The 23,322-nt window shown below is 35.6% G+C and carries 19 protein-coding genes, 3 pseudogenes, 1 riboswitch and 1 other annotated feature; of the genes and pseudogenes, 17 read left to right on the top strand and 5 right to left on the bottom strand.

From position 1 onward, the window contains the following. Window positions 1–631: 631 nt before the first annotated feature. Window positions 632–739, bottom strand: a pseudogene (locus QRE67_RS14330) (IS1595 family transposase); the annotation flags it as partial. Between the two features lie 155 nt (window positions 740–894). On the opposite strand from QRE67_RS14330, the gene QRE67_RS14325 reads away from it, so the two are divergent. The 11 genes from QRE67_RS14325 to cuyA all read left to right on the top strand — a co-directional run bounded on the left by QRE67_RS14325 (window position 895) and on the right by cuyA (window position 11,949). Then, the gene (locus tag QRE67_RS14325; RefSeq protein WP_286120834.1) at window positions 895–1,212 is read left to right on the top strand and encodes a hypothetical protein; all 318 of its coding nucleotides are present in this window, start codon (window positions 895–897) and stop codon (window positions 1,210–1,212) included. Further along, the gene (locus QRE67_RS14320) at window positions 1,212–1,403 is read left to right on the top strand and encodes a DUF378 domain-containing protein (RefSeq protein ID WP_286120832.1); all 192 of its coding nucleotides are present in this window, start codon (window positions 1,212–1,214) and stop codon (window positions 1,401–1,403) included. The genes QRE67_RS14325 and QRE67_RS14320 overlap by 1 nt, the downstream gene beginning before the upstream one ends. Before the next feature lie 281 nt (window positions 1,404–1,684). Further along, window positions 1,685–2,767, top strand: coding sequence for a 3-phosphoserine/phosphohydroxythreonine transaminase (gene serC / locus QRE67_RS14315; RefSeq protein ID WP_286120831.1), 1,083 nt, complete (start codon window positions 1,685–1,687; stop codon window positions 2,765–2,767). A 12-nt stretch (window positions 2,768–2,779) separates the two neighbouring features. Then, window positions 2,780–3,952, top strand: coding sequence for a phosphoglycerate dehydrogenase (locus tag QRE67_RS14310; RefSeq protein WP_286120829.1), 1,173 nt, complete (start codon window positions 2,780–2,782; stop codon window positions 3,950–3,952). A gap of 13 nt (window positions 3,953–3,965) precedes the next feature. Continuing rightward, a complete protein-coding gene (locus tag QRE67_RS14305) occupies window positions 3,966–5,213 on the top strand; it encodes a DUF1015 domain-containing protein (protein ID WP_286120828.1) in 1,248 nt (415 codons plus the stop codon). A 221-nt stretch (window positions 5,214–5,434) separates the two neighbouring features. Next, window positions 5,435–6,106, top strand: a complete 672-nt coding sequence (locus QRE67_RS14300) for a response regulator transcription factor (protein WP_286120827.1) — start codon at window positions 5,435–5,437, stop codon at window positions 6,104–6,106. Between the two features lies 1 nt (window position 6,107). Then, window positions 6,108–7,508, top strand: coding sequence for a sensor histidine kinase (locus tag QRE67_RS14295; RefSeq protein ID WP_286120826.1), 1,401 nt, complete (start codon window positions 6,108–6,110; stop codon window positions 7,506–7,508). A gap of 583 nt (window positions 7,509–8,091) precedes the next feature. Further along, window positions 8,092–9,156 carry an ABC transporter permease gene (locus QRE67_RS14290; protein WP_286120825.1) on the top strand — a complete coding sequence of 355 codons (1,065 nt, stop codon included), beginning with the start codon at window positions 8,092–8,094 and terminating at the stop codon, window positions 9,154–9,156. Beyond that, window positions 9,156–9,827: an ABC transporter ATP-binding protein gene (locus QRE67_RS14285; protein ID WP_286120824.1), complete on the top strand. Its 672-nt coding sequence runs from the start codon at window positions 9,156–9,158 to the stop codon at window positions 9,825–9,827. Before QRE67_RS14290 ends, QRE67_RS14285 begins: the two co-directional genes overlap by 1 nt. A 208-nt stretch (window positions 9,828–10,035) precedes the next feature. Further along, the gene (locus QRE67_RS14280; protein ID WP_286120823.1) at window positions 10,036–10,614 is read left to right on the top strand and encodes a DUF4073 domain-containing protein; all 579 of its coding nucleotides are present in this window, start codon (window positions 10,036–10,038) and stop codon (window positions 10,612–10,614) included. Window positions 10,615–10,953: 339 nt separating this feature from the next. Beyond that, window positions 10,954–11,949: a D-cysteate sulfo-lyase gene (gene cuyA / locus QRE67_RS14275; protein ID WP_286120821.1), complete on the top strand. Its 996-nt coding sequence runs from the start codon at window positions 10,954–10,956 to the stop codon at window positions 11,947–11,949. A 215-nt stretch (window positions 11,950–12,164) separates the two neighbouring features. Here cuyA and QRE67_RS14270 read toward each other — a convergent pair whose 3' ends face one another. Both QRE67_RS14270 and QRE67_RS14265 read right to left on the bottom strand, forming a co-directional pair. After that, a complete protein-coding gene (locus QRE67_RS14270) occupies window positions 12,165–12,707 on the bottom strand; it encodes a GNAT family N-acetyltransferase (RefSeq protein ID WP_286120820.1) in 543 nt (180 codons plus the stop codon). Between the two features lie 176 nt (window positions 12,708–12,883). Next, window positions 12,884–13,273: a VOC family protein gene (locus tag QRE67_RS14265; protein ID WP_286120819.1), complete on the bottom strand. Its 390-nt coding sequence runs from the start codon at window positions 13,271–13,273 to the stop codon at window positions 12,884–12,886. A gap of 113 nt (window positions 13,274–13,386) precedes the next feature. Between QRE67_RS14265 and QRE67_RS14260 the strand changes: the two genes are divergently transcribed. Further along, the gene (locus QRE67_RS14260; RefSeq protein ID WP_286120818.1) at window positions 13,387–15,696 is read left to right on the top strand and encodes an AAA domain-containing protein; all 2,310 of its coding nucleotides are present in this window, start codon (window positions 13,387–13,389) and stop codon (window positions 15,694–15,696) included. A gap of 125 nt (window positions 15,697–15,821) precedes the next feature. Then, window positions 15,822–15,926: riboswitch (SAM riboswitch) on the top strand. Between the two features lie 91 nt (window positions 15,927–16,017). Further along, window positions 16,018–17,220, top strand: coding sequence for a M20 family metallopeptidase (locus tag QRE67_RS14255; RefSeq protein WP_286120816.1), 1,203 nt, complete (start codon window positions 16,018–16,020; stop codon window positions 17,218–17,220). Between the two features lie 595 nt (window positions 17,221–17,815). On the opposite strand, the gene QRE67_RS14250 is transcribed toward QRE67_RS14255, so the two are convergent. Then, window positions 17,816–18,049, bottom strand: a complete 234-nt coding sequence (locus QRE67_RS14250; protein WP_286120814.1) for a hypothetical protein — start codon at window positions 18,047–18,049, stop codon at window positions 17,816–17,818. Between the two features lie 65 nt (window positions 18,050–18,114). Between QRE67_RS14250 and QRE67_RS14245 the strand changes: the two are divergent. Continuing rightward, window positions 18,115–19,534: pseudogene (locus QRE67_RS14245) on the top strand (IS4 family transposase). 237 nt (window positions 19,535–19,771) lie between these two features. On the opposite strand, the gene QRE67_RS14240 reads toward QRE67_RS14245, so the two are convergent. Next, window positions 19,772–20,005, bottom strand: coding sequence for a hypothetical protein (locus QRE67_RS14240; RefSeq protein WP_286120814.1), 234 nt, complete (start codon window positions 20,003–20,005; stop codon window positions 19,772–19,774). Between the two features lie 65 nt (window positions 20,006–20,070). On the opposite strand from QRE67_RS14240, the pseudogene QRE67_RS14235 reads away from it, so the two are divergent. From QRE67_RS14235 to QRE67_RS14225, 3 genes and pseudogenes are all read left to right on the top strand, one after another. Continuing rightward, window positions 20,071–21,491: pseudogene (locus QRE67_RS14235) on the top strand (IS4 family transposase). 245 nt (window positions 21,492–21,736) lie between these two features. Further along, window positions 21,737–21,991, top strand: a binding site (T-box leader). Between the two features lie 72 nt (window positions 21,992–22,063). Beyond that, window positions 22,064–22,624, top strand: a complete 561-nt coding sequence (locus tag QRE67_RS14230) for a GNAT family N-acetyltransferase (protein ID WP_286120813.1) — start codon at window positions 22,064–22,066, stop codon at window positions 22,622–22,624. Between the two features lie 104 nt (window positions 22,625–22,728). Then, window positions 22,729–23,226, top strand: a complete 498-nt coding sequence (locus tag QRE67_RS14225) for a GNAT family N-acetyltransferase (RefSeq protein ID WP_286120812.1) — start codon at window positions 22,729–22,731, stop codon at window positions 23,224–23,226. Window positions 23,227–23,322 lie beyond the last annotated feature (96 nt).

Genomic DNA, 23,322 nt, shown 5'->3' with positions numbered 1-23,322 from the left:
AGAAATTAAAGTTTTATATAAAAGAACTAGGAGGCTTTATTTTCAAAAGAATGCGAAATAATGTATGTGAACTAATTACTGGTGTAAGAGAAGATAATAAGCTTATTTGCATCTGTGTTTTTCTTTTTGGTATTCCATTAAAGGGAGCGATTGTGGAGCAACACAGGTAGAAAATGATTAAACTTTTTTATAAAACCGATACTTAAATCTGCTGGATATGAATCCATTTTGATCAATCTTTTTTCAAAATGGATTCATTTTATTTATCGTAAAATACTGGCTTGCCAGGTATCTTTGATCAAACTTTATTTCAAAGCAACAGTTCTTACAAATCTGCATAAATTATAAAACAAAGGATGGCCCCCCTTGTATGCATTGCCCTGTATTTGCTACTTGAGGATTGTGAAATATTTTAGCAATAGAAAGGTTCTGTATTTCCATATGTACGTACCTACCTTTTTATTTTTGGATAAACCCTCATGAAAAATGAACATGTAATTACATTCTTTATAAAGGTATTACTATTTTTTACTTTTTGAAGTATTCATCTTTAGTTAATTGGCCAACGTTTCCATAAAAGCTTATATAGATACTTGATTGGTTGCTAATGTAGTTTCTAATAGTAACTACAAACTTTAGAGACGGTTGCTTTCGTACGGTCTCTGGCAACAAGAACACAAACCTGTTCGTGACTTATTCCTCTGTGTTTAGATTTTCCACCACGTTTGCGAGGTTTACGCTTTCGTTACATGTATACATGAGAAGAAAAGAAGGGAGCAAAATGGCCCTTTTTTTGTTTTTTGTTCGACAAGATATGACAATATGGGAATGTCTTGTTTGCTATGATATTTTTTGGATTATTACGTTTTTTGTATATTAGGAGGAAGCAGCAACATGCAACAACGAAAAGCTGAATTAGTTATTGGATTAGTGGGTTCTATAATAGGAACAGTAATGGGTTTTGCAATTTTTATTATATTTGGTTTTGTTATGGCGATTCATAATGCAATAACATTTGCGCTTATTATACCGTTTATAATTTTTATCCTCCAAATTGCAGCTATTTTTTTAAGCTGTCGTGTAAATAAACAGAAACGGTTATATATAATTGGTACAAAAAATAATTTTAATGAATATGCAATTTTGGGAATTTGTTACATATATTTTAGTGAAAGGCCTTTCACCATTTTATCACCTAGGGGGCAATCATAATGAAATTTTTGTCTTACCTTACAGCAATTTTGGTGATTCTTGGCGGCTTGAATTGGTTGTTTGTCGCGCTGGATTACAATGTAGTAGAGAAGCTTTTCGGTTCTACACCAGCTCTTGTTGATACTGTTTACTGGCTTTTTGGTCTTTCTGCAATTTATCAAATCTATGATCGGTTCTTTGCGAGCAATTAGCTATTATATGATTATGATTGAAGTGTTAAGCAAATTTGCTTAACACTTTTTGTATGTTTATCCCGTAAAAGCCCGATTGGTCAGGACTAATAATCAGTGAGGGATGAAGAAAACTCCTACTGATCAAAGTTTCATTTTATGAATGAAAATGCATCTGCAAACGGTTCCATTGCGTCTTACACCAGAAAGAAGCAAAACAAATTGACCACATATTGTATATGGGTTATAATTCAGAAAGTTTTAAAATTTATAATTATAGAAATAGGGAGGTTGTTCATGTAATGGAAAGAGTATACAATTTTTCAGCAGGACCATCTATACTCCCTTTGCCGGTGTTGGAACGAGTGCAAAAGGAACTTTTGAATTATAACGGGGCAGGTATGTCTGTTATCGAAATGAGTCATCGATCTTCACACTTTCAAGATATTATAGAGGGAGCAAGTGATCTACTCCGTGAATTGATGAACATTCCTGAAAATTATGATGTTTTATTTTTACAAGGTGGGGCATCGCTACAGTTTTCAATGGTTCCATTTAATTTGATGAAAGAACATAAAAGAGCTGGATATGTACAAACAGGATCATGGTCTAAAAAGGCGCTGCAAGAAGCGCAAAAAATTGGAACAGTTGACGTCATTGCTTCATCTGAAGCAGAAAACTTTTCAACAATCCCACATGTGGATGCGTTAAACATTCAAAAGGAACTAGATTATGTGCATATTACAACAAATAATACAATTGAAGGAACGAAATATGTGGATATTCCAGAGATAGGGGATATTCCGCTCGTCGCTGACATGTCTTCCAATATTTTATCTGAAGAGTACCATGTAGAGAAGTTTGGATTGATTTACGCGGGTGCTCAAAAAAACTTAGGACCAGCAGGACTGACAATCGCCATAATAAAGAAAGATTTAATTGGTGGTGCACCGTCTACTTGTCCAACAATGTTAAACTATGAAACTTATAGCAAAAATAACTCTTTATATAATACACCACCATCCTTCAGCATTTATGTAACGAAACTTGTACTAGAGTGGTTAAAGGAGCAAGGTGGCGTATCCGCTATAGAAGAACAAAATAGACAAAAAGCAGCGCTTCTATATGATTTCTTAGATGAGTCAAAGTTATTCACTTCACCAGTTAATCCTACGTATCGTTCTCTAATGAACATTCCATTTACAACACCATCGAAAGAATTAAATGAACAATTTTTACAAGAAGCAAAGAAATTGGGACTTGTTACGTTAAAAGGTCATCGTTCTGTTGGTGGTATGCGTGCTAGTGTATATAACGCAATGCCGATAGAGGGCGTGAAGAAACTGGTTCATTGTATGAAAGAATTTGAGCTCGAGTATAAATAAGGGGATGGAGAAATGTTTCACATTCAAACGTTGAATCAAATTGCTGAAAAAGGCTTACATATTTTTAGAGACGATCAATATCAAGTTGAAGAAAATGTAGAGTACCCAGATGGTATTTTGCTGAGAAGTTTTTCCTTACATCAAGAAGAATTTTCAAAAGATTTAAAGGCGATTGCAAGAGCTGGGGCAGGTGTAAACAATATACCTGTTGATCGATGCACAGAACAAGGCATCGTCGTTTTCAATACGCCAGGGGCAAATGCGAATGCGGTAAAAGAACTCATTCTTGCTAGCTTTATTATGTCATCACGTAACATTATAAACGGAGTGGGATGGACGAAAGAACTGCAAGGGGAAGAAGTCCCGCAGCTTGTAGAAGCAGGAAAAAAACAATTTGTTGGCTCAGAGATTGCTGGAAAACGACTTGGTGTAATTGGACTTGGAGCAATCGGAGCACTTGTTGCAAATGATGCATTATCACTTGGTATGGATGTTGTAGGATACGATCCATACATTTCTGTTGAAACAGCATGGCGTTTATCAACACACGTACAGCGTGCTTTTAGTTTAGATGAAATTTTTGCAACGTGCGATTATATTACATTGCATATTCCACTAACAGATCAAACGAGGGGAATCATTGGAGAACATGCCATGCAAACGATGAAAAAAGGCGTCCGTCTCTTTAATTTCTCTAGAGGTGAACTGGTGGATGAAATTGCGTTAGAAAAAGGACTAGAAGAAGGGGTTATAAATCATTACATGACTGACTTTCCAAATGAACGAGTGTTACAAATGAAAAATGTAACTGCAACGCCGCATCTTGGAGCTTCTACGTATGAGTCTGAAGAAAATTGTGCAGTTATGGCAGCACGTCAGTTACGTGACTATTTGGAAACGGGAAATATTCGTAATTCAGTAAACTATCCGAATGTAGAGCTTCCTTATATAGGAAAGAAGCGAATTACAATTATGCATCAAAACATTCCAAATATGGTCGGACAAATTTCAGGCTGTTTAGCAGAACATCATATTAATATTGCTGATATGATTAATCGTAGTAAAGGGTCTTGGGCATATACAATGATTGATATTGATAATGGAATTGATGATATAATTAAAGAAAATGTAGTTGAAAATATAAAACAAATCACAGGTGTTGTAGCCGTTCGAATGATTGTGTAAAGGAGAGAGGATATTGGCAACAATTCGACCGTTTCGGGCCATTCGTCCAGTGTCAGAAAAAGCTGAGAAAGTTGCGGCATTGCCGTATGATGTATTAAATAGTGAGGAAGCAAGGAAAGTTGTAAAAGGGAATTCATATTCATTTTTACATATTGATAAAGCAGAAATTGACTTAGACTCTTCTGTTTCTCCTTATGATGACCGTGTATATGAGAAGGCAAGAGAAAATTTACAGGGATTAATGAAAGATAACGTACTTGTACAAGATGAAGAACCGTGTTTATATATTTATCAATTAACAATGCAAGGAAGATCTCAGTCGGGGCTCGTCGTTTGTACATCAATTGATGAGTATACTGATAACACGATTAAAAAGCATGAGCGAACACGTCATGAAAAAGAGCAAGACCGTATTCGTCACGTTGATGTGTGTAATGCAAATACAGGTCCGATTTTTTTAACCTATCGTACAAAAGAAGAAGTCACAAAGATAATTACAAATTGGCAAGAGAATTATGCACCGATTTATCAATTTACTGCTGACGACGGCGTAGAGCATGTAATATGGAAGATTGCAGAAAATGATGTGATTTCTGCATTGGTAAAATCGTTTGAGAATATTCCTTCTCTATATATTGCCGACGGTCATCATCGCTCAGCATCTGCTGTAAAGGTAGGGCTTATGCGTAGAGAGCAATATCCGAACTATACAGGAAACGAAGAATTTAATTTCTTTTTATCCGTTCTATTTCCTTATGATGAACTATCCATTTGGGATTACAATCGTGTGGTTAAAGATTTAAACGGCTTATCAGAAGAACAATTTTTACAGCAAATTACACAATATTTTCATGTGGAAAGGGCAAGTGTATCTCCATATAAGCCAAACGAACCACATTCATTTGGAATGTATTTGAATAATCTATGGTACAAACTAACTGTGAAAGAAGAAACATTTGATGCCCATGATGTTGTAAAATGTTTAGATGTTTCTATTTTACAAGATCATTTATTAAGTCAAGTGTTACAAATTCATGACCCACGTGCTGACGCACGCATTGATTTCGTTGGTGGTATTCGTGGCTTAGAAGAACTAGAGCGTCTTGTAAATCTTGGTGATTATAAGGTAGCATTCGCCTTATATCCTACATCAATGGAAGATTTATTAGAAATTGCAGATGCGGGAGAAGTCATGCCGCCGAAGTCAACGTGGTTTGAACCGAAGCTTCGTAGTGGACTTTTCATACATTCTTTAGAATAGAAGAAAAGAGTAAGGCAGCACATACAGTGCTGCCTTATTTACTTGATAATATCCAGCTAGTAATTATTGTTTCACTAACCATTTTATGTGGTTATATTTGTATTATTCAATCTGATTATATGCTGATTTAGTGTGATGCGAATCGTCTTTTTCTTGCAAAATACGAAATTATTTCTTAATGTAATGGTGTAGAAGGATAAACAAGGAAGGACTTAACTGAAATGATACATATTTTATTAGCTGATGACGATAAACATATTCGAGAATTATTACAGTACCATTTACAAAAGGAAGGATATAAAGTTTTTGGAGCTGAGGACGGAAAGGTAGCACAATCCTTATTAGAAAAAGAAAACATTCATCTTGCGATTGTTGATATAATGATGCCATTTATTGACGGGTATACACTATGTGAAGAAATTAGAAAATATTATGATATACCTGTCATTTTATTGACTGCCAAAGATCAATTAGTCGATAAAGAAAAGGGATTTATTTCTGGAACGGATGATTATATTGTAAAACCGTTTGAGCCTGCAGAAGTTATTTTTCGAATGAAAGCATTGCTTCGTCGATATCAGATGCTCAGTGCGGACGTTATAACGTTGCATGGGACAACGATTGACAGAAAAAGCTTTGAAGTAAAATGTAATGAGCAAACGATTTTGCTTCCGTTAAAGGAATTTGAATTATTATCACAACTTGCAAGTTATCCTGGAAGAATATTTTCTAGAGAAGAGCTAATTGAACTTGTTTGGGGGATTGATTTTGAAGGGGATGAGCGTACAATCGACGTTCATATTAAACGCCTTCGAGATCGATTTTCAAAACGAACAGACGATTTTCAAATTAAAACGGTACGCGGACTTGGCTATAAGTTGGAGTTGAAATAAGATGAAATCACTTTATTCTAGATTTGTATTGATTACCATGGGGATTATGCTTCTTAGTAGCATCATTGGTTTTTTATTAACCAATGTTTATTATCAAGTGAAATTAAAACCGTATAATAGTGAAAAGATTTTACGTTACGCCGAGGAAGTAAAATATTTATATGAAAAACAGACTGAGGAAACGAAGGATGAGTATTTACATTCTATTGCGAAATTAGGTTATGAGATTTATGTAGTAGATGATCAAAAACAGGGGAAACGGATTGGAAATGCTTTTCGGACTATAAAGATTAGTGATGCTACAATTGATGAAGTTTTACAAGGTAAGGTATACAATGGTGTTTCTACTTATCCAACCCGTCTATTTATAACTGGCTTTTTTGATAATGAATTAATTAATAGTGTAGGGGTTCCACTGAAAAATGGTGATAAGCAATATGCCTTATTTATTCGTCCTGATATTCAGCAGCAATTCGGTGAAATGAGAATTTTCTTAGCGGTGTTGCTTGGTTTTATTGTGGGATTAAGCATGATTTGTATTGCAATTGCAGCACGGTTTATTGTACATCCGATTCAAAAGTTTACGAAGGCGACACAAAAAATTGCAAGTGGAGAATACGATATTGAACTGGAACATAATCGCAAAGATGAAATTGGTACTTTAGCTGTTAGTTTCCAAAAAATGACGAAGAGTATAAAAGATTTAGATCAAATGAGGCAGGAGTTTGTTTCGAATGTTTCTCATGAATTCCAATCGCCGTTATCTTCTATTCAAGGATTTTCAAAAACATTACAGACGGATAAGATGACTGAAGATGAACGATTGCACTACTTAAAGATTATTGAATCAGAAAGTAAGCGGATGTCTAGTTTGTGCAAACAGTTACTAACACTAGCATCCCTAGATAAAGAAGAAAAGGTGCTTCAAAGAAAAACGTTTAATCTGCAAAAACAAATTAAGGATGTCATTTTTATGATGGAGTGGAACTGGCGTGAAAAAGACATTGCAATTGAATTCGATGTTCCTAGCATATCGATAACTGGTGATGAAAATTTATTACATCAAGTATGGACAAATATGTTTACAAATAGTATTAAGTTTACAGACAGTGGGGGAACAATCGAATTTCAAGTAGAAGAAATAGAAGATAAAGCAGTTATTTCTATTTCTGATAATGGTCTTGGTATGGAAACGGAAGAAATTGAAAAAATTTTTGAGCGTTTTTATAAAGTTGACACAGCAAGAGCACGGAACATAGAAGGAAGCGGATTAGGCTTATCCATTGTAAAAAAAATTATTGAATTGCATCAGGGTAAAATTTCAGTGGTAAGTGAAAAAGGAAAAGGCACAAAGTTTCAGATTGAACTGCCGAAAGTGAAAGAGAAGGCTGCTAATCTGTAAAATTAATATGGATTTTTTCTTGATTGTTGTACTTTTCTATATAAAAACAAATTAAAAAACCGACATAAAACCCTTCTTTTTAGGTGGGAGAGAGCATCTGGCCATGATAGAAGCGGTCAGATCCTTTTCCTGCTCCAGACATAGTGAAAACAAAGAGAGAAAACGAGTGCAGGTCACCTTTTGTTATCTATAGCCGCGGCTATATGTCGAAAAATCAAAATGGATTTATATAGATGAAGCATAGTATAAAAATAAGGATAGGTGGAGCGGAATATATCCGGTTTCCATCTATCCTCTTTTTATGATTTTATAATATATGTAGAGTTTTATAGTATATAAAAGGAACATTGTTTATACTCTGTCTATAGTACCGGCCCCACCTACGCCAAATACCCTGATGGCCACGCGTGCCATCCAACCCATTCTTATTATAAATGAAAACGCTTACAAAGTAAAGGGTTTCCTGTTAGTATTATTTGATGGTTACTAGGCGGTCTCTTCTTTTGTAATGTTTTGTTCATGTTCCGTTCATATTTCTTTTTTAAGATAAGGGCATAGAAAGAAGTAGGAAGGAGCGAGCAAAATGTTTTTAGCTCTGCGTGAATTAAAACAATCAAAATTAAGATATGGATTAATCGGACTTATCATGATTTTATTATCATTTTTAGTCCTTGTTATTTCTGGATTAGCGAATGGGTTATCTTATGATAATGCGTCTTCCATTCAAAATATGGATGCGACAAAATTTGTAGTAGCAAGTGATGCGGAAAATAAGTTACTTCGTTCACAAATTAAGAAAGAAGATGTTGATGAGGTAATGGGGCAAGTCGATCAAAAAGATGCTGTACCATTTCATGTGAAAGTTTCAACGTATGAAAAGAAGGATAGTTCAAAAAAGGTCGATATCGCAATTTTTGCAAGCGAGCGTGACACATTTTTAGAACCAAAGATTGTGCAAGGTAATGCACTAGGCACAGCGCAAGATGAAATGGTTGCTGACGAATCAATTAAAGAAAAAGGCATAGATATTGGAGATACAATTATTGATCCAGTGTCCAAAAAAGAATTTAAAATAGTTGGATTTACGAAAGATCAAATGTTTAGCCATACGCCTGTTGTTTATGTAAATCAAGATGTGTGGAGTCAAATTGCCCAGCCAAATCAAAAGGATTATAGTGCAATTGCACTACGTACAGATAAAGAAGTGAAAAATGCACATGTGATTGAGAAAAAAGAAGTTCTTCAAAGTATACCAGGATATAAAGAAGAACAAGGGACATTAACAATGATTATTGCGTTCTTACTTGTTATTGCAGCTTTATTAATTGGTGTATTCTTCTATGTGATTACATTGCAAAAAACGCAGCAATTAGGTGTATTAAAAGCGATTGGGACAAAAAATTCATATTTAGCAAATAGTTTAGTTGTGCAAGCATTATTCTTATCTGTTGTCGCTATGGTTATCAGCATAGGATTGGTTGCAGGGTTACAACAGATTTTGCCAGAAAGCATGCCTTTCTTATTAACAACAATGATGATTGGACAATATGCAGGAATCTTTATTGTTATCAGTGTAATTGGAACACTCATTTCCTTATATCAAGTATTGAAAGTTGATGCGTTAGAAGCAATTGGAGGTGGCATGTAATGACATCACTATTAAAATTAGCTGAAGTAAGTAAAGTGTATGGAGAAGGAAATACAGAGGTGACGGCACTTCATCCGATTTCACTCGATGTGAAAGCTGGAGAGTTTATCGGAATTGTTGGTCCATCTGGGTCAGGAAAAAGTACATTATTATCGATTGCTGGTGCACTTTTATCCCCATCCAAAGGAGATATTTATATTCGAGAGCAAAACATTACACATTTATCCGAAAAAGAGATGACAGATATTCGTTTGAAACGTATTGGATTCATTTTTCAGTTTGCGAATCTTGTGCCGTATTTAAATGTAACAGAACAACTTCTTTACATTGCAAAATTAAAAAAAGAAAATCGTAAAGAAGCAGTAAAACGTGTTGAATACTTATTAGCAGTATTTGGTTTAACGCAGAGAAAAGATCACTATCCAAATCAATTATCTGGTGGAGAGCGACAACGTGTTGCAATTGCTCGTGCTTTCATGAATAATCCAGATTTAATATTAGCTGATGAACCAACTGCAAGTCTCGATTCAAAACGCGGACGTGAAGTTGTAGAAATGATGAAGCGTGAAGTGAAAGAGAGTCAAAAAGCAGCGATTATGATAACGCATGATGAGAGAATGCTAGATGTATGTGATCGTATTTTGACGTTACGTGATGGGAAATTAGTATAGGGGAATCATTTGTAAAAAGCGCAGGAGAAAAATTCCTGTGCTTTTTTTAGTGATGTGGATATGAGCTGGGGGGATGATTTGTTAAAAGATACTTAAAGATTAATTTAAATATAGTTTACATTTCTTCTTTACAATGATATAGGGACAAGCATCTAAGAATAAAAACGACAAGGACAGTTAATACATCATATTATTAGGGGGAGAAAGTATGAAAAAGGCAGCCTTATCTATAGCGACTATTGCTACGTTATTACCTGTATTTTCAACAGGTGCACAGGCAGAGGAGCATGTTCGGGAACAAAAATCAGCGACAATGTTTAATGTTAGTAGCGATATTCAAGGAGATTTAGGAGATTTTGATCACATACTAAAAGATATGAATAAAGTGACACCTCATTCTAGAGCTTTAATTATGAATGGAGATATTACCGGGATAGGATTACAATCTCAATATGATGGGGTAAAGCGTGTGCTGAACGAAAATAAACATCCGCAAAATATATGGTCAACAGTTGGGAACCACGAGTTTTACGCCCCGAAATGGACAGCAGACGGTACACTTGCACAAATGGCACCGGATGTTATAGCCGACGATAAAAAGAATGTTATTGTCGGTGCGACGGAGTACATGGAATATTCTATAGAGGGAACAAACGAATGGCATACATATAATCCGGCAAACCTTCCGAAATTTGAAGGGGATCAAACGGTATATGTACGCCATAAAGGGGAAATGAATCTACAGCCTGGGTTAACGCAAATTGTTCGCTTTTCGGCTGATAAATAATTTTGAAAAGTAGTATGAAAATCGTACTGTATATTTTCTAAATAAAAAGAGCTTTATATATTGATAAAGCTCTTTTTTATATGTATCTAAAAGAATTCGTTAAATGTTAGGTAAAAGAAATATTTTTTAAGCATAAGAGTCGATTTACCGTAATGAATCCAGTATACTGAGAGATGTTTCCTGAAAATAATTCAGGCTAAAAATCCATTGGGGTTGTTTGGTTACTGAAGACTTTTCTAATGAAAAGTGTAAGAGTTATTATCAGTGAATAGATAATGTCTGATGGATATTTGAATTACCATTTTAATTTTAGATAGAGAGTAAATAAGGAGAGTTATTATGAATTTAGCGAAATTCCCTAGAAAAAAATACACAGAATCATATACGCCAATCGAAAAATTAAATCATTTTTCTGAAGTCCTTGGAGGGCCTTCTATTTATTTAAAACGAGATGATCTACTTGGTTTGACGGCTGGTGGAAATAAAACAAGAAAATTAGAGTTCCTTGTTGCTGATGCGCAGGAAAAAGGTGCAGATACGTTAATTACATGCGGGGGTATTCAATCCAATCATTGTCGTTTAACGTTAGCAGCTGCTGTAAAAGAAAAAATGAAGTGTATCCTTGTACTTGAAGAGGGGCTTGAAGAAGATTCAAAACCAGATTTTAACGGTAACTACTTTTTATATCATTTACTAGGTGCTGAGAACATTAAAGTTGTACCTAATGGAACGGATCTTATGGATGAAATGCAGAAAGTAGCGAAAGAGGTAACAGAGAAAGGGAACCAACCTTACATAATTCCAGTTGGAGGATCTAATGCTACTGGTGCAATGGGATATGTTGCATGCGCTCAGGAAATCTTAGCGCAGTCGTTTAATGAAGGAATCAATTTCGATGCTGTTGTTTGTGTAAGTGGTAGCGGGGGAATGCATTCTGGTTTAGTGACTGGGTTTTATGGGAACCAAAGCGGTATTCCGGTAATTGGGATCAATGTAAGCCGAGGAAAAGCAGAACAGGAGGAGAAAGTGTTTCAGCTTGTGAAAGAAACTTCAGCACATGTTGGGATTCCAAACTTTATTCCTCGTGAGGCTGTTACATGTTTCGATGAGTACGTTGGACCAGGTTATGCCTTACCTACGCCTGAAATGGTGGAAGCTGTTCAACTTTTAGCAAAAACAGAAGGGATTTTACTTGATCCTGTATATACTGGTAAAGCAGCAGCTGGGCTTATCGATCTAATCCGAAAAGGTACCTTTAAGCAGGATGATAACATTTTATTTGTACATTCAGGTGGTGCCCCGGCGTTATACGCCAATACATCTCTCTTCGTTTAAGATTCATTCATACTATTAGGATCATATAATTGCGAAAGCGAGAAGGAAGATTAGAAAAATAAAAATAAGCATTGGGGGTGCCCCGATGCTTATTTTTTAAAATAACAAAGTGTCTAAAACTATAGTATAGTTCTTGTTGGATTTAATACGGTAATGTAGCTTTCAAATAAGCTCCCTTATGAGTTAGATTATGAAAAGAGTGGACAATATTATGTTTATGATTTTTTTTGTTTTTCATAATCTCTTTTTAAAACGCTCATAATGACTTCATCAGAAAATTGATTGTTAATGAATAGTACTTCTCTCAGTCTGCCTTCTTGTATAAATCCTGCCTTTTCATATGCGCGAATTCCTCGAGGATTATGACTATACACTTCTAACTGAAGGCGGTTAAGTTGTAATACATCGAATGCATAACTTAGTGTTAGTTGAGTAGCTTCTGAGCCATATCCTTTCCCTACTGTATTTAAATTGTGCATAGAAATACGATAAAACGCTTTTTGATTCTCCTTATCTATTTCTAAAATAGCTAAATCTCCAATGACTTCATTTGTTTTACTTAGACAAATAGCGAAATCTACACGTGTTGTATCAGCAATGCATTTTTTAATATGTGCTTCAACTTCTTTAAGTGTAAAACGTTTCGTAGTCCCTGTCATAAAACGGATTTCTTCTATTTCTGTTGAATCAAATACAGATTTCGCGTCTTCTGTACAGAGTAGTCTTAAAAATATTTCATTTCCTTGAATTTTGTTCATAATTTTCTCCATCCTGCTTTGTAGTTGATTGGAAATTTTTGTGATGATTTCGCGTGGAATGTTATAGAAAAAGTTTGAGGTTTTTCTTAATCAGCAATCTTTTTTACTCGTTTCCAATCTTTTCAACCTGTATATTTTCTTTTTAAGACGAGTCACCTACAAACTAAAGATTAACTTCATCGTTCTGTCTCAAAAAACTCCACCCATTCTCCGTCAGGACCAGAGAAGAAAATATAACGTGCTCCATCAGGTAATGTTTCGATTTCCTCTGTTAGAAATGTTACATGTAACTTCTTCAGTCTTTCTATTTCATTTTCTAATGAATCCACCTTGAAGCAAATATGATGTACTTTTCCTTCTGTTGGAAGAGAAGGATTATAACCTTCAATTAATTCAATGATTGTTTCTTGGGATTCTTCTGCACCTAAAAAGGCAAGTTTTAGATTTGGATCAGGATGTCCCATGCGTTTTATAAGTGTTAGGCCAACCACTTCTTCATAAAATGAAATGGAAGTTTCTAAGTTAGCAACCATTAGTCCAACGTGTTCTATTCTTCTTACTGGCATTTCCATTCCTTCTTTCCGTAAATTTCATATGTATCATAATATTGAATATTAAGAAAATAAGCAAGATATAAATCTTATAAACCCGATGTCGTTCTATGATATAGTGAGAAAGTATGTTTGGAGAGACGGAAGGAGACATCAGTATGACTACAACTTTACAAACTCCTTCATTAACAGAAACGATGAAAGAGTGGCATCAAGCGTTAACATATGAAATTACACATTGGAAAACGATAGGTGGCAGTAAGCTATCCATTATAAATGGTCGTTTTTTATATACAGATTATGAGAGTACGGTTTATGTATTTCAGCTTATTTCTGAAGTGAGCTTACCAGACGGTACACCAATTCGTATTGAATTTGATGGTGAGGAAGCAACAGGAGAAGTGCTATCTGTACATGGATTAGAAATCGAATTGAAATTAAATGATTATATACAAGGCGAAATAAGAGAAGCTATTTTATATAGTGAGCCATGGCAGTTATTAGAACAATTGCAAGAGCGTTTGAAAGAAGTAAGAAAAGATAAACAAAAGCGTCAGCGGGTAAAACGTCTTTTGGATGGAAACAGTACGCCAAAGCATATTGAAAAAATGAAGAATCCAAAAAACGAACTTGCGTATCGCTCTTTTTATAATGCGACGACATATGTTTGGGGACCGCCTGGAACAGGGAAGTCCTATAATTTATCACGCATCATTTCTGCGCATTATCAAAAAGGAAAATCAGTGCTTGTGTTAGCACATAGTAATGCAGCGGTAGATGTATTAATGAGTGAAGTGACAAAGCAAATTGAAAAAAAAGAAAAATGGACACCTGGAGAGATTGTCCGTTATGGTTTTAGTCAACATGAGCACATTCGTAACCATGAAACGTTGCTAGCTTCTAGATTAGTTGAAACAACAAATGAATCATGGGGAGAAGAGAGACTGTATTTAGAAGAATTACGTCAAGAACTTCGCCAAAAGATTCTTTCTTATAAAGCGACGGCTTCTGAAAAGAAACGTATGCAGGAAATAGAAGGAGACCTTCGTAAGCAAAAGGCGAAAATCAAGGAAGTAGAAAGAGAATACATTGAGAATGCGAAAGTAATTGGAGCAACGTTATCAAAATGTGCGATTGATTCGCTTATTTATGAAAGAAATTTTGATTTAATCATTGTAGATGAAGTGAGTATGGCCTATGTGCCACAAATTGCGTTAGCAGCTTCACTCGGAAAACGAATCGTTGTATGTGGTGATTTTTTACAATTGCCACCGATTGCTTTAGCAAATCATGAACTTGTTACAAAGTGGTTAAAAGAAGATATGTTTTATCATGCGGGTATTGTTGATTCAGTGAATCATCGTCAGAAGCATCCAAACTTATTTATGCTGCAAGAACAGCGCCGCATGCATCCGGAAATATCAAGTTTTACAAATTCATTTATATACAATAATAGAGTATTTGATCATCCATCTGTTTCCGTTCGAAAAGAGCTTGCAGAGTTGCAGCCTTTTGCGAATGAAGCAACAGCTCTGTTTGATACAAGCTTAATGGGTGCCTATTCTTTAAAAGATGCTTCATCAGGTTCACGTTTTAATATTCTTTCCGGACTCATGGCGATGCAGCTTGTTTTAATAGGTTTGCTGGACGGGATGCCATCTATTGGTGTTGTAACTCCATATCGTGCCCAAGCACGTTTTTTATCAACTTGTATAAGAGAACTGCTGCAAAAAACAAAGTTACAACATGCGCCTGTTTTAGCGGCAACTGTTCATAAGTTCCAAGGATCTGAACGTGATATGATGCTGTTTGATACGGTGGATAGTTATCCAAGCGAGCGCCCTGGTGTATTATTCTTTGATCATAAAAACCATCGCCTTGTAAATGTTGCGGTAACAAGGGCAAGGGGGAAATTTATTCAGCTTTCTGACTGCCAATACATGAGGAAAAACCTTTCTCGAAAGCAAGCATTGTCACAATTAACAGCACATTTACAAAGACAAGGGAATGTATATGATCGAACAACATCACGTCCGTTGTTAGAAAGAAAGTTGACGAAACGCTTGCGCTGGTTTGTACAAATGACGATAGAAGAACCGAAGGCATTATTAAAAGATATTCTTTCGGCAAAACAGAAAATTATTGTATCGCTTCCGAGTACAAGACAAATAGATAAAAGAATTTGGCAGGCGCTAGCACGTACAACAGCACAAGTAACAATTTATAGTGAAGGAACAATCCCTTTAAAAAATGCACAAGTATGTCGGAAGAATAAAGCCATGCCTTTTGTTTTGATCGATGATGAAGTATTGTGGGCAGGTGCCCCGTTAACATCAAACGTAATGTTTGAGGGAACTCCTGAATTTCCTTATATCACTGCAAGATTACAAGCGCCTGAAACAATCGGTGTTTTAAAGGGATTTTTAGATGTGCGATAAAGTGAAACTTTAATACTGCCCGCGAAGAGCGGGATAAAGAGATAGGATACAAATTCCTTGACTTTTAGTTGGAATAAAACTAGAATGAAAATAATTTAATAAAATTTTATGAAAATATATACAATTTCTTATCACGAGAGGTGGAGGGACTGGCCCTATGAAACCTCGGCAGCGGATTCAATATGAATACTGTGCCAATTCCAGCAAGTGCAAGACTTGAGAGATAAGAGAGATGGCGATTTTTTGATATGTACTCAAAAGCCTCTTTCTATCCTTTAGAAAGAGGCTTTTTTATGTGTAAATTGAAGGGGGAATAGAAAAATGGGAACAACGCAAGTAGTGTCACACCGTAATGCAATTGTAGAAAGTATCGAAAGAAACAAAGAAACGTATTTGAAAACAAGTCATGATATTCATGAGAATCCAGAACTCGGCAATCAAGAGTTTTTTGCATCAAGAACGTTAAGTTTGCTATTAGGAAGTGCAGGATTTCAATTGCAGCACAATATCGCTGGACATGAAACGGGATTTATTGCTCGGAAAAGCTCTGGCAAACAAGGACCGGCAATTGCCTTTTTAGCAGAATATGATGCACTGCCTGGATTAGGTCATGCTTGTGGTCATAATTTAATTGGCACAATTAGCGTTGCTGCTGCGATTGCCTTATCAAAAACGATTGAAGAAATTGGAGGAGAAATCGTTGTTTTTGGAACACCGGCAGAAGAAGGTGGCCCGAACGGGAGTGCAAAAGCAAGTTATGTAAAGGCTGGTTTATTTCATAATATTGATGCAGCACTGATGATTCATCCGAACGGAAAAACAGCTACGACAAGTCCATCACTAGCAGTAGACCCACTAGACTTTTATTTTTACGGAAAAACAGCACATGCCGCTGCTGCTCCGGAAGAAGGAATTAATGCGTTAGATGCAATCATTCAGTTATATAACGGAATTAATGCACTTCGTCAGCAACTACCAGCTGATGTGAAAATTCATGGTGTCATTACTGAGGGTGGAAAAGCACCAAATATCATTCCAGATTACGCAGCGGCACGCTTCTTTATTCGGGCAGCGACGCGCGGTAGATGTGCCGAGGTTACAGAAAAAGTACGTAACATTGCAAAAGGAGCAGCATTAGCTACAGGTACAACGGTAAAAATCAATCAATTTCAAAATGAAATTGATGAATTATTAGTAACAAAAACGTTTAATGAAATTGTTGCAGAAGAATTAGAGCAATTTGGTGAAGATGTAAATCGTAAGGAACGAATCGGAATCGGTTCAACGGATGCTGGAAACGTGAGCCAAGTTGTTCCGACTATTCATCCGTATATCAAAATTGGACCTGATGATTTAATCGCACATACAGACGAGTTTCGAGAAGCGGCTCGTTCAGAACTTGGAGATCAAGCTTTGTTTACGGCGGCAAAAGCATTAGCTTGTACAGCATATCGTTTGATTACAGAGGAAGGGACATTGAATAAAATTAAAGAAGAGTTTCGGGAAGCGCAGCGAAATCAATAAAGTGAAATTTTGATCAGTGGGGGTTATCCCTATCGCTATCAAGCTAAGCGTTCCAAAAGATAATATACAACAAAGTTATGTTCGGCCAATATAGCGACAGCAAAAACGTACACGGTATGAAGATGATTGTTCCTGCAAAAGGGAAGAACAGTGCTTATCAAATTGTAATAATTGATGATGTTTTAAACAAGGCAGAATTGGAGGAAATTATGCTTTTAATGATTTGAAACTACCAAGAGTCATCGCAGTAACACAAATGGCTAATACCCCTTCTCGTAACCTTTTAGAAAGGTTACAAATGAAATTGACTCAAACATATCAAAGATTTGGTACTCGACAAGGCGTTTACTCTATTGAGGCAAAACAAAATAGTTAATTTATGAATTATGTAAAAGCTGTTTTCCTCTATAGAAAACAGCTTTTTAGTTTACAACTATTTTTTTATAGTCTAAGACATTATCATTAATTAACAAGTGGCTCCAAAAAGAAGGAGTCGTTGCCGTACCCCATCGCCATCAAGTTAAGAAAAACGAGATACCCCCAAATCGAAAAAATGAGGGTATCTTGTTTTATATATCCAGCTCAATTTCTTTGTTCATACAACAAAACTTGTACCTCTTCCCACTGTTACATGAACAACTCTCATAAATATTTGCTGGCCTTGAGCAATCTTTGATTGCTTTTTTAAATCCGTCACATCTTCGTTGAATTCTAGTCCAACTATGTAGTAAAAATTGTATGCCTCACAAATCGCAGCCACTTTCTCTGCTCTTGCTTTAGACGAAACCTTTACGATGATAGGACGTTCTTTAGAACCTAGTGGATACATGTCTGCTTCCCTCTTTCCTTTTTCTTTCTATTGTATAAAATTTAAGAAAAAGCGGAGGGATATTTATGAAAAAACTATCTAGTTCTCAAGTGTTTCGACTGCTTTCAGAGGAATTACAACGCGTCTTTTCACCACAAGCATTAACAGAGCTTGCCAAACAAACTCAGTTTGTTCAACGTAACAGTAAATTCAGGGCACAAGATTTATCTGCCTTATGTATTGGGATGGGACAAGACATTGCGAGTTATTCTCTGGCTAGACTATGTGGAAATTTGGAATCAGAAACCGGCGTCCTGATGAGTCCAGAAGGACTAAATCTAAGGTTGAATGCACAAGCAGTGGAATTTTTACGCTCTTTATTCTCACAGTTATTACAAAAACAATTGTTATCCATGACATCTCTCTATTCCTCTTTTTCAGCATATTTTCGTCGTATTCGGATTTTAGATGCCACCACGTTTCAAGTCTCGGATCAACTTGCGACGGCTTATCCTGGTTCAGGAGGAAGTGGAAAGGCTTCTGGCGTAAAAATACAGTTAGAATACGATTTGCTGAGTGGGCAATTTTTACATGTTGAAGTGGGGCCAGGTAAACAAAATGATGTGAATTATGGGAAAGAGATTCAACATACTGTTGATTTACAAGATTTATGCATACGAGATTTAGGGTATTTTAGTTTAATTGATTTAGATGCAATCCAACAAAAAGGGGCGTACTATTTATCTCGATTAAAAATGAACACCAAAATATTTCAAAAAAATGAGCATGTTCTTACCTTTAAAAACGGATCCATTAAGAAAAATATCAATACACAATGATTGACTTAGAAGCCATCATGAATCAGTTACAGCCGGGTGAATGTTATGAAATTCCTGTTGTTTATATCGGTCGGAGTTATGGACTTCCAGCACGAGCCGTGATTTACAGACTAACCCCTGAGCAAGAAGCACAACGTAGAAAAGATCGTGCATACAAAGAGAAAAAGAAGAATATGACTTTTAGCGATCGAACCAAAAAACTGCAAGGAATCAATGTGTACGTTACCAATATTCCATCGGAATATGTCTCAAAAGAAGCCATTCATGAATTCTACTCCCTTCGTTGGCAAATCGAAATCATTTTTAAAACATGGAAATCTATTTTTCATATTCATCACAATACAAATGTAAAAAGGAACGGTTAGAGTGTCATATCTATGGAAAGTTAATTGCGCTCTTATTATCCTCTACTGTGATGTTTCAAATGAGGCAATTATTACTGGTCAAGAAACAAAAAGAGTTAAGTGAATGGAAAGCCATGTATATGATTCACGATTACTTTCGAACATTATATCGCCATATACAACTTCAATCGATCCAGTTAACAAAAAGTTTTCTTCGCTTGTTCCATTTACTTGATAAAAATGGACGGAAATCGCATCGATATCGAAAGAAAACGGTGTTTGATATTTTAGGTATTGCATACGAACAACATCTATCCAAGTAAGAAATGATATATTTTAAAAAATCTAGCCCGTAAGGGTTATTTATCATGCAGTTTTTTTCGATTTTTTATTTTTTCAGGGAGTAACAAGCAATTTTATAAATATACCTGTATTTATTTTCGTTAACTTGATGGCGATGTTGCCGTACCCCATCGCCATCAAGTTAAGAAAAACGAGATACCCCCAAATCGAAAAAAATGAGGGTATCTTGTTTTATATATCCAGCTCAATTTCTTTGTTCATACAACAAAACTTGTACCTCTTCCCACTGTTACATGAACAACTCTCATAAATATTTGCTGGCCTTGAGCAATCTTTGATTGCTTTTTTAAATCCGTCACATCTTCGTTGAATTCTAGTCCAACTATGTAGTAAAAATTGTATGCCTCACAAATCGCAGCCACTTTCTCTGCTCTTGCTTTAGACGAAACCTTTACGATGATAGGACGTTCTTTAGAACCTAGTGGATACATGTCTGCTTCCCTCTTTCCTTTTTCTTTCTATTGTATAAAATTTAAGAAAAAGCGGAGGGATATTTATGAAAAAACTATCTAGTTCTCAAGTGTTTCGACTGCTTTCAGAGGAATTACAACGCGTCTTTTCACCACAAGCATTAACAGAGCTTGCCAAACAAACTCAGTTTGTTCAACGTAACAGTAAATTCAGGGCACAAGATTTATCTGCCTTATGTATTGGGATGGGACAAGACATTGCGAGTTATTCTCTGGCTAGACTATGTGGAAATTTGGAATCAGAAACCGGCGTCCTGATGAGTCCAGAAGGACTAAATCTAAGGTTGAATGCACAAGCAGTGGAATTTTTACGCTCTTTATTCTCACAGTTATTACAAAAACAATTGTTATCCATGACATCTCTCTATTCCTCTTTTTCAGCATATTTTCGTCGTATTCGGATTTTAGATGCCACCACGTTTCAAGTCTCGGATCAACTTGCGACGGCTTATCCTGGTTCAGGAGGAAGTGGAAAGGCTTCTGGCGTAAAAATACAGTTAGAATACGATTTGCTGAGTGGGCAATTTTTACATGTTGAAGTGGGGCCAGGTAAACAAAATGATGTGAATTATGGGAAAGAGATTCAACATACTGTTGATTTACAAGATTTATGCATACGAGATTTAGGGTATTTTAGTTTAATTGATTTAGATGCAATCCAACAAAAAGAGGCGTACTATTTATCTCGATTAAAAATGAACACCAAAATATTTCAAAAAAATGAGCATGTTCTTACCTTTAAAAACGGATCCATTAAGAAAAAATATCAATACACAATGATTGACTTAGAAGCCATCATGAATCAGTTACAGCCGGGTGAATGTTATGAAATTCCTGTTGTTTATATCGGTCGGAGTTATGGACTTCCAGCACGAGCCGTGATTTACAGACTAACCCCTGAGCAAGAAGCACAACGTAGAAAAGATCGTGCATACAAAGAGAAAAAGAAGAATATGACTTTTAGCGATCGAACCAAAAAACTGCAAGGAATCAATGTGTACGTTACCAATATTCCATCGGAATATGTCTCAAAAGAAGCCATTCATGAATTCTACTCCTTCGTTGGCAAATCGAAATCATTTTTAAAACATGGAAATCTATTTTTCATATTCATCACAATACAAATGTAAAAAAGGAACGGTTAGAGTGTCATATCTATGGAAAGTTAATTGCGCTCTTATTATCCTCTACTGTGATGTTTCAAATGAGGCAATTATTACTGGTCAAGAAACAAAAAGAGTTAAGTGAATGGAAAGCCATGTATATGATTCACGATTACTTTCGAACATTATATCGCCATATACAACTTCAATCGATCCAGTTAACAAAAAGTTTTCTTCGCTTGTTCCATTTACTTGATAAAAATGGACGGAAATCGCATCGATATCGAAAGAAAACGGTGTTTGATATTTTAGGTATTGCATACGAACAACATCTATCCAAGTAAGAAATGATATATTTTAAAAAATCTAGCCCGTAAGGGTTATTTATCATGCAGTTTTTTTCGATTTTTTATTTTTTCAGGGAGTAACAAGCAATTTTATAAATATACCTGTATTTATTTCTCGTTAACTTGATGGCGATGTTGCCGTACCCCAGGTTGATAGTAATGTAGCGGTATCCCTAGTTGAAAACATAATAAATTGACAATTACTATAATTCGTACTATTATATCAATAATTTCAATTAAGATTATAAGCTATGAAGAGAAGAGTAATTAAGGTGAGATTATTTCCAGAGAGCTCCGGTATGCTGTAAAGGAGCATTAATCTTCTTAATGAATAAAGACTTGGAGCTCCGTATCTAACTAAGTTTTCGAACTAAGGGATAATACGGCGGGATTTCCCGTTATAGAAATAGGGTATAACTTACATACCTGAAGAGGTTGATGTGGTGACGCATCAATAAACTGGGGTGGTACCACGGAAAAAAACTTTCGTCCTCAAGATATATATCTTGAGGACGAAAGTTTTTTTGTTTTTGTAATTGGGATTAGTGAAAAAAGGAGCGTTATATATTATGAATCCTCTGTTAATTGAAATTCCTTCTAATTTAGATACCGAAAGCTTATTATTGCGTATGCCAAAGCCTGGCGATGGAGAAAAGGTTAATGCTGCAATTCAAGCATCCATTAATGAGTTACAACCTTGGCTGCCTTTTGCGCAAATCATACCAACTGTTACCGACACAGAAATTAATTTAAGGTCAGCTCATATACAATTCTTAAATAGGGATAGTTTAAGATTTCTTATTTTTCTTAAAGGGTCAGAAGAGTTCATCGGTACTTGTAGTCTTCACAATATTGATTGGGCGAAACCACAATTTGAGGTAGGTTACTGGATTGATACTAGATTTAGCGGAAACGGTTATATGACTGAAGCAATACATGAATTAACTCATTTTGCAATGGTAGATTTAAAAGCAAGAAGATTAGAAATACGATGTGAATCAACCAATACTAAAAGTCGCACTATCCCTGAGAAATTAGGTTATGAATTGGAGGGTATTCTACGAAATGAAGACTTTTCTGCTGACGGAAAAAGGCTTACTGACACTTGTATCTATGCAAAAATTCAATAATGGCATTAGGTAAGTCGAGTAGATAAAAACTATGATGATGTACAATTCAAATTAAGGAATATATATCTATACGAAAGTTAAATGTATATAAATAGGAGGACTATATGCCTAATATTGAAACTGAGAGATTACTAATGATTACATTTAGGTTAGAACTTGTAGAGGCTACTATAAAAGGAAGAGAAGAACTAGAAAAAGTTATTCCATATAAAGTATCTAGGGAATGGCCAATGTCTGATTATAAAGAAATTTTGCCGTGGATAGCAGAAGGGCTAAGAAAAGATCCTGAACAAAGCAAATGGAGTGGCTTAATTATCCATAAAGAGGATCATACTGTTATTGGTGATATGGGATGTAAAGGTGAACCTGATTCAGCAGGGACGGTAGAGATTGGATATAGTATTGTTCCAGATTATCAAGGAAACGGTTATGCCACTGAAATGGCGAAAGCGTTCGTGGAGTGGTTGCAGCAAAATGAAGAAGTACAAACAATTAAAGCGGATTGTTTAATAAGTAATGTTGCTTCCAGTAGAGTGCTAGAAAAAGCAGGATTTACGTGTGTTCTTGAAGAACATCATATGAAATATTGGATTGTAAGATAAGAGTGCGAAAAAGAAGTGTACTTCCATATATTTGGAAGGTAGCGCTTCTTTTTTCTTACAAAACGATTACTTCTTTTATATACTTTTGTTTCATCA

Origin of the sequence: Bacillus sp. DX3.1, from assembly GCF_030292155.1 — a bacterium.
Taxonomy (GTDB): Bacteria; Bacillota; Bacilli; order Bacillales; family Bacillaceae_G; genus Bacillus_A.
This window is presented reverse-complemented; position numbering and strand designations above follow the sequence as displayed.